Below are 14,999 nucleotides of genomic sequence, written 5' to 3'. Positions count from 1 at the left end.
CAGGGGTAGCTTTTTTTTATTCTTCTCTCTTTTTCCCGGCATATATGGCATCCAGTGCCTCGCGGAGGGTGCTGTACCGGAAGGAGAATCCCATATCCGTTATTTTACGGGAACTCACCCGCTGACTGCTCAGCATCAGGTAAGCCATTTTCCCGAACAACCAGTATAGCGCAAAGGCGGGAACATTTGGCAATATCAGTGGCTTTCGCAATTTTGCGGCTATTTCCGCCGTCAGTTCTTTATTGGTTACCGGGTTTGGCGCCACCCCGTTGAACACCCCGGGAAGGTCGTGGTCCAGCACAAAGAGAAAGAGCCTGGCCAGGTCTGTAATATGTATCCACGACTGCCATTGTATGCCACGGCCGAGCGGGGCGCCCGCCCAGTATTTTACCGGGCCGGCCATACGGGGCAATGCCCCTCCCTTATCCGAAAGCACCAGCCCTATCCGTATTTTCGCTACCTTGATCCCGAGCCGTTCTACGGAATCGGCAGCAGTTTCCCATTGCCGGATGACCTCTCCGGGAAAGGTAGGGTCCGTATTTTTTTCGATCTCCTCGTAATAATGCCCCAGGGAGTCCGGGTAGATCCCTATGGCCGAAGCCGACAGCAACATGCGTACCCTGTGGTCCTCCTCACAGGCCAGGGTACGGTGCAGCAGCTGCAGGGCCTCAACCCTGCTGTCCACGATCTGTTTCCGGGCCCGGGGGGTCCATCGCTGTGCAATGGCAGTCCCGGCAAGGTTGATGATGGCCTCCACCCCTTCCAGGCACTTCCGGTCTATTTCTCCCGATTGCGGGTTCCAGTAAAACCCCTTAACGGTCTTTGTTTCCCTGATTTTGGAACGGCTTGTGGTCAGGTAATGCACTTCCACGCCCTGCTCTTCGCAAAGAGCGGTGATTTCACTGCCAACCAGTCCTGTGGCCCCTGTAACTAAAATACGCATACGCTATTAATTGAGTTACTCTTTATGGTCCGGGCGGAAGAACCAGCCTGCAACCGCCCTCCCGGTATTCTTTCCCTATTCCGCAAAACTGCGGATCGCCAGCATATAGCTCTGCATCCCGAAGCCCAGGATCACCCCCCTGGCATGGGCAGACAGGTACGACTGATGCCGGAAAGCCTCCCTCCCGAAAGTATTGGAAATATGTATTTCTACTACGGGAGTGGCAATCGCCTTTATGGCATCGCCTATGCCTACGGAGGTATGCGTGTAGGCTCCCGCATTCAGGATAATACCGTCGTAGTCGAAGCCTGTTTCATGGAGTTTATCTATGATCTCCCCTTCGATGTTCGACTGGTAATAATCCAGTTCAATCTCCGGAAACCGGCTGCGCAGTTGTTCCAGGTAGTCTTCAAAAGTTTCCGAACCGTATATTCCGGGCTCGCGTTTTCCGAGAAGGTTCAGGTTGGGCCCGTTGATAATGATAAGCTTCATGATTGGGTCTATTAGTTTGTCAGTTCGTAGTTTGTTAGTGGTCAATTGGATAATTACTTCGGGCTTCCGGCTCCGGACTCCCGACCATAGTGTCATTTCCCGGTTTGCAAACTAACGATCCGTCTTTTATTTTTATAAAGATGGCCGTCAGCCACAGGCATAGGCACATCTTCCGTAAAAATATCCAATTTAAGCTGTATAAAAAAGGGAAATATACACAAAAGACAAACCCCGGATGGCTATCGGCCATCCGGGGTTTGTCTTTATCTGCAGCCAGGGTATTCTGTTTATACCCTTACCTGTCCGTTCCCGTATACGTAATACTTGTTTGTAACCAGCTGTTCCAGCCCCAGGGGACCACGATGATGGAGTTTATCCGTACTTATCGCAAGTTCTGCTCCGACTCCCATCTGCCCGCCATCGGTAAATCTCGTGGAGGCATTCTGGTAAACGGCGGCGCTGTCTACCTGCTCCATAAAGGTGCGGGCAACCTCTTCATCTCTGGTGATCACCGAAGCCGAGTGCCCCCCGGAATAGGTATTGATCCTCCCGATGGCATCATCTACGTTTTCCGCAGCGGCAATAACCGCTTTTAACGCCAGGAACTCCTCATACCATACCGACTCATCTTCGATAACATGAGCCTGGGGCAGCAGCGATTTGAGGTCCTGATCTGTCAACAACTCCACATTGCGCTCCCCGAGCACTTCCGCAAGTTGTTTTACTTTGTCCTCAAAACCGGGGATCTGCTTATCGATCAATATCTTGTCGAGAGCATTACAGGCCGATATCTTGTCGGTCTTGGCATTGACAATAATATCAAGGGCACGGTCCCAGTCACCTTCCCTGTGCACATACAGGAAGTTGTTTCCCCTTCCGCTCACCAGTACTGCACATTCGGCATTATCCTTTACAAAACGTATCAGGCGCTCGCCCCCTCTGGGAACGATAAGATCCAGTTTTTCGGGCGGGTTTTTCAGGAATTCCTGTGTTTCCTGCCGGTTCATTTGCAGCAACCGTATCCAGCTTTCAGGGTCCAGACCATTTTCCTTCAGGGCTTTGTGCCAGCATTCCTCCAGTTTTTCATTGCTGAACCGGGCTTCCTTACCTCCCTTGAGCAGGATCTTGTTGTTGGCCTTAAACGCCAGCACCGCTGCTTCTATGGTAACATCCGGCCGCGATTCGTAGATGATCATGATCGTTCCGAAAGGAGCTGTCCTGTTCTCTATACGCAACCCGTTGTCCAGTTCGCGGGAAGATTTCAGTTTCCCTACCGGGTCCTGTTGTTCGCGTACTTCCTTTACAGCCTGTATCATGCCGTCTATCTTGGCCTGGTTGACCACCAGGCGGTCGTACATGGCCTGATCATCACTGTCAAAAGCATCCAGGTCTTTCTTGTTGGCTTCGACAATGGAACTCCGTTCCTCATCGAGGATACGTTCCATGGATTGAAGCACTTTATTTTTAATATCTTCTGATAAAAGTTTCATTTAGTTTATTAGTTTGTAGTTCTTAGTTCTTAGTTTATGGTTTGCAGGTTTAATAACTCTGAACTCATAACTGGTTACAAGTTTATAGTTCTTAGTCTATAATCACTTCGAGCTTCCGACTTCCAACCATTTCGTCATTTCTACTTCCATATTCATTGCACACCATAAAGAATAATTACTCTACGATCCGGGTTCCCACATTCTTGCCGGCTACGATATCGAGGATAATACGGTCTTTCTTGCCGTTGGCAATAAAGGTGGGAATGTTCTTGGCTGCCGTGCTCTTGGCTATCTTCAGCTTGGAAGCCATTCCGCCCCGTCCGGAGGTTTCTCCCTTATCGGTTTCCTCGATATACTGTTCCACCGGCTGGCCTACTTTAACCTCCGAAAGGAGCTCCGAGTCATCGTTATCCGGGTGACCGGTAAAAAACCCGTCTATATCGGTAAGGATGATCAGCATATCGGCATGGATCAGTTCTGCGATCAGACTTGCCAGCTCGTCGTTATCCGAGAACATCGAGTGGGTCACCGAGGTAGCATCGTCTTCATTGGCCACGGGAATTACGCCCTCCGAGAGCAATCCTTCATAACAATTGATCATGTTTTCCCGGTGTTCCCCGGGATTAAAATCGCGCTTGGTGGCCAGTACCTGGGCACAGCGCATCCCGTAGTCGTGGAACATGGCATAGTAATACCGCATAAGGCGGGGCTGCCCGATGGCGGAATACACCTGTCTCCTTATGGATTTGTTCTCTATTTCACTATCTCCCAGTATTTCCCGGCCTGCATTGGCCGATCCGGAACTGACCAGTACGGTCATCACATCGTTTTCATACAGTTCGGCAATCTGGTCTACGAGTTTCTGCAGGATAGGTTGCACAATGCGGTTGTCCTTGTTGATCATTACATTGGTCCCTACCTTTACGACTATTCTTTTTTTAGACATGTTGCTGACTATTCTCCTTTCCGAGCTCTACAGCCCTTTCAAAAGCGGCGTACGCCGCTTCCTTGATGAGTTCCTTGACATTGTTCTCTTCCATGGAATCCAGTGCGGCACGGGTTGTTCCGCCCTTTGAAGCCACCCGGTCCATCCACGCATCAGGATCGAGGTCCGAGCTGTTAAAAAGCTCTACGGCACCCTGGAATGTCTGTGCTACCATGAGGCGCGCATCCTTTTGGGAAAATCCCATTTTCAGCGCAGCTTCCATCATGGATTGCATAAAATAGAATATATAAGCGGGTCCGGAACCGGATATGCCGGTAGATTTGTCAATCTCCATTTCATTGGCCAGGCGTACCGATCTTCCGGTAGTGTCTATAAGGCGTTCTATGGTTAACAGTTCCAGCCTGGAAACTTCCTTTGAGGCCGTAAACGAAGTGAACCCGTGCCCTACCTTGGCCGGAAGATTGGGCATTGCCCTTACGACCTTCCTGATATCCATAGCCTCCTGCATGGTCTTGATGGTGACCCCTGCCATGATGGACACAAAGATCTGATCAGGTTTTCTGTACTCGCGGATGGCCTCGAAAAGCGCATCGCTGTTATATGGTTTTACCGCGATAAAAATGATATCGGCTTTCGGAAGGCAGTCTTCTATCTTTTCGTAGACATCAAACTCGCCGTTTTCCTTCAGTGCCTCGGTCTTTTCCCGGACACTGTCTAAAATCATGAGATCCTTTTTTCGTAATAAGTCTGATTGGGCCATGCCCTGGGCGTATGTCAGCCCCATGTTGCCGGCGCCAATTACAAGAACTTTCATTGAATAGTTTTTTTAAGGTTATTACTTATGTTCGTCCCTGTTACCGCAAGGAACGTGCTGAAATTTACGTAAATCTTTATTTTTTCGATTAAAACACAAAAACAAAAACACATAACAACCTTAAAAACAACACAATAGTTGTGCCTGGTTATATATTTAACATCCCGAATAAAAAATATGACGCCCTGACAAAAGACCGCCATATGTGCATAAACCTGAAAAAACGGCAGGTTTAACAGTGTTTATTTAACATAATTTTAACTTTAAAGCATACTCGATATCCGGATGTGGAGTTCGGAGTATAGGTTTATAGCTGATAATTTCTGACTCACCTACTCCATGATCGCATTTACAATTTTTTTAGCAATAATGCAGCAATTGCCCCAATCCTCTTCTCCCCGACTGAATAATTTTTGGCATACGTTTCCCAATTTCCAACGATATCAATACATTCATCAATAATTTTATCAGGTGTTCGAATGGAATTCTGCTCTGCGACTTGAAGCAAATCTCTTCTTGAAAAATCTTTCCTTTTTCCGTTAATACTTAAATTGTGCTGACTCACCCAAAGACTTCCGGGGCGATAGGCAAAACAGACATCATATGCCGGGGCCAGTTTCCATTTTCCTTCATGCTGAGTCATAAGAAAGGAAAAATTCTTGGTATGATCATCACAATTTCTTGCAATAACATTGAATACCATACGCCGATACATTTGTTCTGCCTCAGCATAAGTTAATTTCAGAAAACGCATGGTTTGATACAACTGTTCATAGCTGTAAGAAGTGATGTTCGAAAAATCATAATGTTGCAAAGCACAGAAGGTCTGCATATGCACTTTTCTGCCATTGGCCCGGTCAAATCGCCTCGTCATAAAATGCGCTCTCCCGTTCTCTTCGATCAATCGGCTTTCTGTCATCTTAATACCAAAGTCCGTTGCCATCTTATAGTAAGCCATTTCTACACGGCCATATCCCAATGTTTCACCAAACTGCACATCACTTACACCATCAAACTTGATGATCCAGTGATCAAACCCGTCTTCCGAAGAAGTTTGTCCTGATTTGATCTCTCCTGTCTGTCGGTTATAAGCTATGATAGCTTTCGGTCTTGCACCACCCGCTGAAGTTCCCATTTTCAATACATCCAACATTACATCCCGCATCTCACCAGAAGTTTGCAGATGAATATTCTCCTTTTTCTCCAATAAAGATTTGGTCGTTTCGATAAGACTGGAAAGTTCCAAGGTATAGGACATGGTTGCCTTCGACTGCAATACCGGCTCAAACTCCAATGCCCCCATTCCTCTTTTTCCTATAAAACACAATAGTTCCACTGGGTTTAACGAGTTCTCCGGACGACCTTGTTGTGCCAACCAGACATTGATCAATTCTTTTCCGTATTTATCAGGCAAAGCATCTGCCAATAAGCCCGGGAGACCTCGAAATGTTTCGGATAATCCAAGCTCCGGAAAAGAGTAAATCCGATCTTTATCAGGCATTTTTATGGGAGAAACGGGATACCGGTCCAGAGCAAATTTAGGATCGTATTCGAAACTGCCAAGTGCCGTGTCAGGGTTCCAGGCCACAGCTCCTACACGTTGTCCCCACACATTAATATATGCTGTCGTTACCATCCCGGATCTTTCTGTTTATCGTTATCAGAGCGGGTTCTGACGCGTTTCCGCTTTATCCTTTCACCCTTTGCCAATTGAAGCGGGCTAAGATCGTCTTCTACTTTAAACATCCCAAATACATATAAGGCATCCAGCGTCCGAAGGATCTTGATCAGGTTTTTCAAGGCAATATTCCCTCCGCGTTCAATTAAACTCAATGTAGATCGGCTGATCGCTGCCCTTTCCGCCAACTCATTTTGCGTCATTTTCATTTTTATACGCCTCTGCTGAACGAAATTACCAATTTCTTTAAAGATTGCTTTATCACTTAAAGAATTAATATATGATAAATCAGTCATAAATACATAATTTAATAAATATTGAGTTTTATTTCATTCATTTCACAAAATTTTTTACACTAAAAAACCACTCATCTAATGTACAAAAAAAAACACATAAATATAAAATATATATTTTATGAATTATATTTCATTTATTATTTTATTTTATTAATCAGTGAGGTTATTATCAGTCAAGCCTGCAACCTGTAATCTGCAATCAAAAAAAGACTGCCCCAAATCATTAAGGCAGCCTTTACATATAAAATTATACTCTTTTTTCTACGATCAGAAACGGTATCCGAAGCCGACCTGAAAGGCCCGGGTCTTCATAGAAAAATCCAGTCCGGCAGCTTCATATTCCTCTCCCAGGTCAGTGATGTCTGAAAGACCGAGATTGTATCTGGCATCAAAGAACAAACCGGAAGACAGTTCGTATCCCGCTCCAAAAGCAAGACTGAAATTGGTGGTCTTCAATTCGTCTGTTCCGCCATCTGCATCTACAAGTATTCCCAGTTGGGGGCCGGCGTGTATATTAAAGCCTTCCACCACATAAAACTTGGCCAATACGGGAATATTAATAAAGGATATACTGGCATCCGCCTTTTCACCATATTCGTCAACCCCCTTGGCACCTTCGTTGGAATATAGCACTTCAGGTTGAATATGGAATTTCTCCGACAGACCGAAATCTGCCAGCCCTCCAAGATAAAAGCCTGTTCTTCCGTCACTGCTACCACTGCCTATACCATCAAGGTCCACTTTCAGCTGTGAAAAATTAAGCCCGGCCTTAACCCCGAAGGTCACCTCCTGGGCAGCGGCAGTACATACAAATCCAAAAGCCATTACGGCTACAAGTAAAAGTTTTTTCATTTTAAAAGATTTAAAGATTTAAGTGCGAATATAGGAGATATTTTTATTTGGTGCTTTATAAAATTATCACATGCACAATTTACCACTTCAAATCCTGAAATCCCCGTCACTGTACTTTCCTGGGTGCTACCCCGATCTTAAACCATCCGGTTTCATACTCCCTGGTCTTCCAGTTCTCCCCGTCCTTACCAAGCAGAACATTATCGGCAAAATTGATGATCACACCACCGAGGTCATCATTTTCCTGGGTAAAGCTCTTCTTTATACTTTGTGATTCGGTAGTTTCCAGTTTGGCCCCGAATTTCAGTCCTACCTTTTTCAGCACATCGCCCTGGATATCAAAATTATTGGCAAACTTTACCGTTCTGGTATCGGTTATGGTAGTGGTTACGGCCAGGTCTACTTCTTCTATTTCTATCTTTATGGCGGAAGCGTATTGATTGAGGTCCCACTGAAACAGGGGAAGTTCCACCCGGTATTCCAGGATCTCTTCGAGCGTGGGACAGTAAAACAGCCTGAGGACGGCTCCCGATCCGCATCTGTGCTTATAGCTCATCCGGAACAGATCGTCCGGCATCGCAGAAAAATAGGTTACGTACTCGGCTCCTATCCCGTTCTTTGCATTTAGCAACACCCTTACCTTAAACTCGAAAAATCCGTCCATCCAGCTGCGTTCGGACAGCCTTAATTTTATTCTCAACCCGGGATCTCCATCCTGGTCGGAGATCCTGGAAACGGCCGCATCTCCACCTTTCATGGCAAAAGAGGTTATATGTTCCTGGTAGTCATAGGAAAACTCGCCTTCGGTGATATCCGGCGTTATCCCGTAATAGATATAGTCCCGGTGCCAGCCATTGGTGTTCTCATATATTTCATATGCTTCTTCCAGTTTCCGGTCGGGTTCGGTCTCCTGCCTTGCGGCAATAATACTTCCCTGCCGGTCCCGGCTTCCGTCAAATACCTCATCCAGAAAACGGTAATTCACGCCGCCCCGCATCGCCGTTTTTCCCTTTGCCCTGTCAGTTACGGCATATATGTCGTCACCGGTTACCACTCTCTCGTTTTCCTTGATCACCACCACGGGAAAAGCAGGGACCATCTGTGCCTCCACAACGTTCTCTTCCCCTTTTCCGTCTACATAATATACCTTATCCCCGCAGTGCAGTAATACGGCAACCATTGGAACCTGTACCGAAGTATCCCACGACTCTGCCGAGAATATAATGCTTGATAAAGACGGAACAAATATGGTAAGTCCGGGCACCCTGTCCCAAAGTGCCGGGAGCTCCTGACTGTACGCTCCGCATTCCTCCATAAGCAGGCTTGCAGGCGTATTGCCATCCGAAAGCTGTTCGCCTTTAATAGCGTGATAAAGGATATCGTAATCATTGTCAAACATCAGCAGGGCCTCTTCTTTCAGAAAGGCCCTCAACGCTTCGCTCCGTTGCATCGCACCGGCCAGGGCCCTTGCAAAAGTAATGGCCGGCCTGTCTTTTTCGTCAGCCAATACGTCCCTGCTCTCCTCCGCGACCTCAACATCCGGAGTGCCCTGTTCACAAGCCCACACCAGGGTCAGCAACATAGACAGGAATACACAAAACAAATAGGTTTTTTCCATAACTAAAGATTTTACGTTATAATTTGAAAGATTTATTTTACATAAAAATACAAAAAATAAAGAAAAAACCTACTTTTGTAAACAAAAAAACGAAGGACCGCTATTGATCCTTCGTTTTTGCTATGCTAAATGATTACTTTTCTCCTAAAAGAACAGGTACCCTACGGATAACTGGAACACGGAATTTTTCCCATAATCAGCATCTGACACATCGCTGAAGCCGAAATTGTAACGGGCCTGGGCAAACAGGCTGCCGATCTTGTATCCGACCCCTACGGCACCCCCCATATCAAAGGTATTGATATCATTGATATCGTCTTCCTTAGTATTAAAACCGAATTGCGGCCCGGCCTCGAGGCTGAGGTTCTGTATCACATAGTATTTTGCGAGTACGGGAATATTGAGATAATCCAGGTTGATATCATCAACTCCCTGTGCCGAATACAGCACTTCGGGCTGAACCGAGAACTTGCCAAGCCCGACCTCGGCCAGCAGACCGAGGTGAAACCCGGTACGCCCGTCGGCACTTACATCACTGAGGTCGGCGAAGTTAACCCCGCCCTTGGCCCCGAAATGAATATTTTGTGCATTTCCGTAAAAAGCAAAACCGATAACGGCTGCAATTGCTAAAAAAGTTCTTTTCATCTTTTAAGGTTTTTTGTGTTTTCCCGATAGTAAAGATACTCATTAATTTATATTTCCGTTTTTATCCCCGTTTTTTTGTTTTTGATTATTCTGTTAAAAAGCTTAAATTCAGTTTTGTAGTTCGTAGTTGTTAGTTCGCAGTCTGTTAAGTTCAAGAGCCGGAGATCCCTCCCCCCGGCCAGGGGCCGGGACAGAAACTGCACTCGGGGATGACATTGACCTGTACCCTGCAATTCTCCGGTCTGGTCAATATTTCTTATCTTTATGGAAAATCAAAATACACTTTTTCACTCATGAACCACAATATCAACATCGTAGAATTCCCATCCAATCTCGGACTTGAAGAACCTGCCCCCGGTACGGAGCCGGGAGTACGAAACCTGCCGTCCTGGCTCCGGGAAAACGGATTTTACGATATGCTGAAACCTCAAAACGTATACACTGCCAAAGCGCCTGCATACAGCACGCGCCGCGACCCGGAAACCGGTATACGCAACAGTGCGTCTATCGTCGACTTTGCAAAACAGCAGGCCGAGCTTCTGGAGGAAGTCTTTGAAGAAGATCCCTTTCCCGTTATCATAGGCGGTGATTGCAGTATACTGGTAGGAAATGCCATGGCCCTCAAGAGAAAAGGGGATTACGGGCTTTTTTACCTGAACGGGCAGACGAATTACGTAGTACCCCCGTTTTCGCAATCCGACGGACTGGCAGAGCAGAATCTTGCCGTGGTCTCCGGGCAGGGGCATCCGAGGCTGAGCGATATAGACGGGCTATCCCCTTATTTCAGGGAAGAACATATCTGGTGTGTAGGTAATCGCGAATACGGGCAGGACCACCTTACTCCCCTGCACGAATCCGACATACACTATATGGACCTCGACACCCTTCAGCACAACGGAACGGAACACTGCACCAACACCTTTCTGCAAATGGTGGAGCAGGAAGACCTGGACGGTTATTTCATTCACGTGGATACCGATGTGTTGGACGACATGGTGATGCCTCCCGCAACCGGCCGTTCCGACGACGGGCTCACCTATGCCGAATTCAATCACATCATGGAAAAACTGCTCACGCACAACAAGGCCGCCGGGCTGGAGATCACCTTACTGGACCCGGACCTCGATCCTACGGCAGAATATACCCGCGAGTTTATTGCAAATCTCGGAAAATGTATTATTGATGCCAGGAAGCACCCCATAGCCTGATCAGGATTTATTGGCCAGCTGTCCGCATGCCGCATCGATGTCCTTGCCTCTCGAACGGCGTATGGTAACGGTAATATCGCTTTTTTCCAGAACTTCCCTGTACAGTTCCAGTGCTTCCGGGCCTGCCTGGGAGAATTCCGGGTCGCCGATAGGGTTGTACTCTATGATATTCACCTTAGACGGGGCAAACCTGCAGAAACGCGCCAGGGCCTCGGCATCCCTGCGCTTGTCGTTGATCCCCTTCCAGACCACATATTCGTAGGTAATCCTGCTCCTGGTCTTGTCGTACCAGTACTGCAGGGCTTCCCGGAGGTCTTTAAGCGGGAAATGTTCGTTAAAAGGCATAATCGAGGTACGGATGTCGTCAACAGCGGCATGCAGGGATACGGCCAGTTTGAATTTCACCTCGTCATCGGCCAGTTTCCTGATCATCTTCGGCACCCCCGAGGTCGACACGGTAATACGCCGCGGCGACATTCCCAGGCCGTCGGCAGCGGTTATTTTATCAATTGCCCTGATCACATTATTGTAATTCATCAGGGGTTCTCCCATTCCCATAAAGACAATATTGCTCAGCGGCCGGTTATGATACAGCCTGCTCTGCCGGTCGATGGCCACTACCTGGTCGTAGATCTCATCGGGCTGAAGGTTCCTCATGCGTTTCAGCCTGGCCGTAGCACAGAACCTGCAATCGAGACTACACCCCACCTGGCTGGAAACACAGGCGGTAGTACGGGTATCCGTGGGAATGAGTACCGACTCAACCACAAGGCCGTCGTGAAGCTTTACGGCATTCTTAATGGTTCCGTCACCGCTGCGCTGCATACGGTCTACACGGATGTGATTGATCACAAAATGTGCTTCCAGTACCTGCCGGGTTTCCACGGAAAGATTGGTCATCCCCTCAAAGGAATGCGCCCCCTTGGCCCATAGCCATTCATAAACCTGGTTCCCCCTGAAGGCCTTATCTCCCCTGGAAATAAAAAATTCCCGCAACTGGTCACGGCTCAGTGCTCTTATATCTCGCTTCTCGGTGTGCATACGGGTAGTGAACAGTTCTTAGTTTTGTAGTTGTTAGTTCGTAGTTGATTGACTGTCAATATATAACCAGTTATGAGTTATGAAACTGCAACCTGTAACTTGCAACCAACAACCAGCCTTCTTCATCAGAGGATCAGCATGGCGTCGCCATAAGAATAGAATTTGTACTTTTCCTTGACTGCCTCCTCATAGGCTTTCTTGATCAGGTCATGACCGGCAAAGGCGGATACCATCATCAACAGTGTCGACTTCGGGGTATGGAAATTGGTGATCATGCAATCTGCAATACTGAAATCGTAAGGAGGAAATATAAACTTGTTGGTCCATCCGTCGAAAGGGTTCAGTAATCTTTCCGAAGATACCGAACTTTCCATGGCCCGCATGACAGTAGTTCCTACGGCGCATACTTTGTTTTTATTGCGTTTGGCCGCATTGACCACCTCCGTGGCAGACTCGGGAATAGTCAGTTCTTCGCTATCCATCTTGTGTTTCGACAGGTCTTCCACTTCTACGGGGTTAAAAGTACCCAGCCCTACGTGCAGGGTAACCTCGGCAAAATTCACCCCCTTGATCTCCAGGCGCTTCAGCAGGTGTTTGGAAAAGTGCAATCCTGCGGTAGGCGCCGCCACAGCCCCTTCGTGTTTTGCGTAGATGGTCTGATACCGTTCTTCGTCTTCCGGCTCTACTCCCCTCTTGATATATTTGGGCAGCGGGGTTTCGCCCAGTTCCTTGAGCTTCCGCCTGAAATCTTCATACGAACCGTCGTACAGGAACCGCAAGGTCCTTCCCCTGGAAGTGGTATTGTCGATCACCTCGGCCACAAGGCTTTCATCATCGCCGAAATACAGTTTGTTCCCTATCCGTATTTTTCTGGCCGGGTCTACCAGTACATCCCAGAGGCGTTGTTCCTCGTTGAGTTCCCGCAACAGGAAAACCTCGATCCTGGCTCCCGTTTTCTCCTTGTTTCCGTATAAGCGGGCAGGAAAAACCTTGGTATTGTTCAGCACCATGACATCCCCTTCGTCGAAGTAGTCTATCAGGTCCTTGAACATCTTGTGTTCCACGGTCCCGTCCTTGCGGTGCACTACCATAAGCCTGGCTTCATCCCGGTTTTCCGAAGGGTATTCGGCCAGTAATTCTTTCGGAAGGTCAAAATTAAAATGCGATAATTTCATGCTGTCTGATTTTTTTAACGGTAGTATCGAAAGCACCGACGTCCTGCGACATACCCGGAAGATATTTCCCCCTAATTTATACGAAGCTGCAAATATACAATCCTCACCAAGGAGATGTCAAGGAAATACCCAAATTTATTTGAATGGAGAATGTTATCCCTGTTTTCCGAATTTATCTACCGTTCGTTTTACGGCCGGAAAATAGAATTTCCCGAAGAGATTCAGATGTTCCAGGAGGTAGTACAGCTGCCATAATTCCTCCCGGGCCGGATCGGAGATTCCCTGCCGGACAGGCTGGGAGGGGTGGGCAGCCACGCTGGCCGGGGAGTTTTGAACAGGCCCGAACTTTGGCGTATATCCCCAAACGTTTGGGATTATCCTTATGATCCGGGCTTTCAAAACCCTCCGTCTCATCGAAGATGAGCCACCTCCCTTCGTCTGAAGGGAGGTGTTATGTGGTTTATCACATTTGATAAATGAAGACAAAAACGTCATCTCCATTGATGCGGTTGCCCAAATGTTAGGCCTCTGAATGACATTTGTAATCTGCAGTTAGTATCCGTCAAACCTTTTCCGTCCTGAAACCCAGTGTTTCCATATCCTTCCAGAAATCCGGGTACGATTTGCTCACGACCCCGGCTTCTTCAATGACCAGGGGGACCCTGAGCCCGAGCGGGGCAAACGCCATCGCCATCCTGTGATCGTTATAAGTGGGGATGGCCACGTTTTCCCGTATCGTTTTTCCTGGTTCCAGGAAAAGTTCGGCATCGGTAACCCTGATCTCCGCGCCCATCCTGGAAAGCTCTGTCCGGAGCGCCTCCAGGCGATCGGTTTCCTTGATCTTAAGCGTATGCAGGCCGGTAAGGTGACATCCTCTTCCCAGTCCGAAACAGGTTACCGCAATGGTCTGTGCTATATCGGGAGCATTGGCCAGGTCGAAAACGAGATCGTCAGAAGAGGCCTCTCCTGCTTTTGTCAGGGTAATGGTATTTTCCTGAAAAGCCGTTTTCACCCCGAATTTCTCATATATCCGCGCCAGCACACTGTCTCCCTGCAGGCTGGCGGCCTTATAGGCAGAAAGGGATATTTCCGTCCCCAACGCACTCAGGGCCACTATACTGTAGAAATAAGATGCCGAACTCCAGTCCGATTCCACCGTAAGGGTCACAGGGTCCGTGCCGGGTTTGTGGCTTACGGTGATCACCTGTCCTTCAAAAGATGTCTGCACTCCTGTTTCTTCCAGCAGGGCAAGCGTCATTTTGATATAGGGCACCGATGTTATTTTTCCTTCCAGGGTAAGTTCCAGTCCGTTCGGAAGTGCCGGAGCCACCAGTAACAATGCCGATATATACTGGCTGCTTACCCCCGCCTGCAGGGATACCCTGTTTTTGTCGGGGGTTTTCCCTTTGATATGCAACGGGGGGTAACCCTCGTTTGCGGTATAGGAAATATCCGCACCCAGCTGCCGGAGCGCATCGACCAGTATCTTTACAGGGCGCTCGGTCATGCGTTTCGATCCGGTAAGGGTCACTTCCCTGCCCGGGCGGGTGGCAAAAAAAGCGGTGAGAAACCTCATCGCCGTACCGGCGTGATGTATATCCACTACAGCTTCATCGGTGGTCAGTGCCTTTTTCATCACTGCCGAATCGTCTGAATTGGAAAGGTTCTCTATGGTTATCCTGGGATACAGGGCCTGTAACAGCAGTAACCTGTTGGATTCGCTCTTCGAGCCTGTGATCTTTATATTTCCGTTTATCTTTTTTTCAGGATTGAATATTCTCAGATTCATGGACAAGTATTG

Annotated in this window: 15 protein-coding genes; 1 reads left to right on the top strand and 14 read right to left on the bottom strand. The window is 47.8% G+C overall.

All coding sequences use genetic code 11. The features are described 5' to 3' along the window. Positions 1–16: 16 nt before the first annotated feature. From DN748_RS07320 to DN748_RS07270, 10 genes are all read right to left on the bottom strand, one after another. The gene (locus DN748_RS07320; RefSeq protein ID WP_112371112.1) at positions 17–943 is read right to left on the bottom strand and encodes a TIGR01777 family oxidoreductase; all 927 of its coding nucleotides are present in this window, start codon (positions 941–943) and stop codon (positions 17–19) included. Between the two features lie 75 nt (positions 944–1,018). After that, the gene (gene aroQ / locus DN748_RS07315; RefSeq protein ID WP_112371111.1) at positions 1,019–1,435 is read right to left on the bottom strand and encodes a type II 3-dehydroquinate dehydratase; all 417 of its coding nucleotides are present in this window, start codon (positions 1,433–1,435) and stop codon (positions 1,019–1,021) included. A gap of 287 nt (positions 1,436–1,722) precedes the next feature. Then, entirely contained in the window at positions 1,723–2,925 is a 1,203-nt protein-coding gene (locus tag DN748_RS07310) for a glutamate-5-semialdehyde dehydrogenase (RefSeq protein ID WP_112371110.1), read from the bottom strand. A 175-nt stretch (positions 2,926–3,100) separates the two neighbouring features. Further along, on the bottom strand, positions 3,101–3,871 hold the full coding sequence (gene proB / locus DN748_RS07305; RefSeq protein WP_112371109.1) for a glutamate 5-kinase: 771 nt from the start codon (positions 3,869–3,871) through the stop codon (positions 3,101–3,103). Further along, positions 3,864–4,685, bottom strand: a complete 822-nt coding sequence (gene proC, locus DN748_RS07300) for a pyrroline-5-carboxylate reductase (protein ID WP_112371108.1) — start codon at positions 4,683–4,685, stop codon at positions 3,864–3,866. Before proC ends, proB begins: the two co-directional genes overlap by 8 nt. A gap of 349 nt (positions 4,686–5,034) precedes the next feature. After that, positions 5,035–6,321 (bottom strand): type II toxin-antitoxin system HipA family toxin, encoded by a 1,287-nt coding sequence (locus DN748_RS07290; protein WP_112371106.1) that lies wholly within the window; start codon positions 6,319–6,321, stop codon positions 5,035–5,037. After that, positions 6,315–6,659, bottom strand: a complete 345-nt coding sequence (locus DN748_RS07285) for a helix-turn-helix domain-containing protein (protein WP_112371105.1) — start codon at positions 6,657–6,659, stop codon at positions 6,315–6,317. Before DN748_RS07285 ends, DN748_RS07290 begins: the two co-directional genes overlap by 7 nt. 267 nt (positions 6,660–6,926) lie before the next feature. After that, the gene (locus tag DN748_RS07280; protein ID WP_112371104.1) at positions 6,927–7,511 is read right to left on the bottom strand and encodes a porin family protein; all 585 of its coding nucleotides are present in this window, start codon (positions 7,509–7,511) and stop codon (positions 6,927–6,929) included. A 106-nt stretch (positions 7,512–7,617) separates the two neighbouring features. Then, positions 7,618–9,129: a hypothetical protein gene (locus DN748_RS07275; protein ID WP_112371103.1), complete on the bottom strand. Its 1,512-nt coding sequence runs from the start codon at positions 9,127–9,129 to the stop codon at positions 7,618–7,620. A gap of 144 nt (positions 9,130–9,273) precedes the next feature. Continuing rightward, the gene (locus DN748_RS07270; protein WP_112371102.1) at positions 9,274–9,774 is read right to left on the bottom strand and encodes a porin family protein; all 501 of its coding nucleotides are present in this window, start codon (positions 9,772–9,774) and stop codon (positions 9,274–9,276) included. Between the two features lie 209 nt (positions 9,775–9,983). On the opposite strand from DN748_RS07270, the gene DN748_RS07265 reads away from it, so the two are divergent. Next, entirely contained in the window at positions 9,984–10,982 is a 999-nt protein-coding gene (locus tag DN748_RS07265) for an arginase family protein (RefSeq protein ID WP_112371101.1), read from the top strand. On the opposite strand, the gene rlmN is transcribed toward DN748_RS07265, so the two are convergent. The 4 genes from rlmN to DN748_RS07245 all read right to left on the bottom strand — a co-directional run bounded on the left by rlmN (position 10,983) and on the right by DN748_RS07245 (position 14,987). Next, complete coding sequence (gene rlmN, locus DN748_RS07260; protein ID WP_112371100.1) at positions 10,983–12,023, bottom strand: 23S rRNA (adenine(2503)-C(2))-methyltransferase RlmN; 1,041 nt, start codon at positions 12,021–12,023, stop codon at positions 10,983–10,985. Between the two features lie 125 nt (positions 12,024–12,148). Beyond that, entirely contained in the window at positions 12,149–13,198 is a 1,050-nt protein-coding gene (gene queA / locus DN748_RS07255; RefSeq protein WP_112371099.1) for a tRNA preQ1(34) S-adenosylmethionine ribosyltransferase-isomerase QueA, read from the bottom strand. Between the two features lie 153 nt (positions 13,199–13,351). Next, entirely contained in the window at positions 13,352–13,513 is a 162-nt protein-coding gene (locus DN748_RS19065) for a fructosamine kinase family protein (protein ID WP_161554497.1), read from the bottom strand. Between the two features lie 247 nt (positions 13,514–13,760). After that, positions 13,761–14,987 (bottom strand): 3-phosphoshikimate 1-carboxyvinyltransferase, encoded by a 1,227-nt coding sequence (locus DN748_RS07245; RefSeq protein ID WP_112371097.1) that lies wholly within the window; start codon positions 14,985–14,987, stop codon positions 13,761–13,763. Positions 14,988–14,999: the final 12 nt, after the last annotated feature.

It is taken from the genome of Sinomicrobium soli (genome assembly GCF_003285545.1).
GTDB lineage: Bacteria > Bacteroidota > Bacteroidia > Flavobacteriales > Flavobacteriaceae > Sinomicrobium.
Note: the sequence above shows the minus strand (reverse complement) of the source record. Positions and strands in the feature narration are given on the sequence as shown.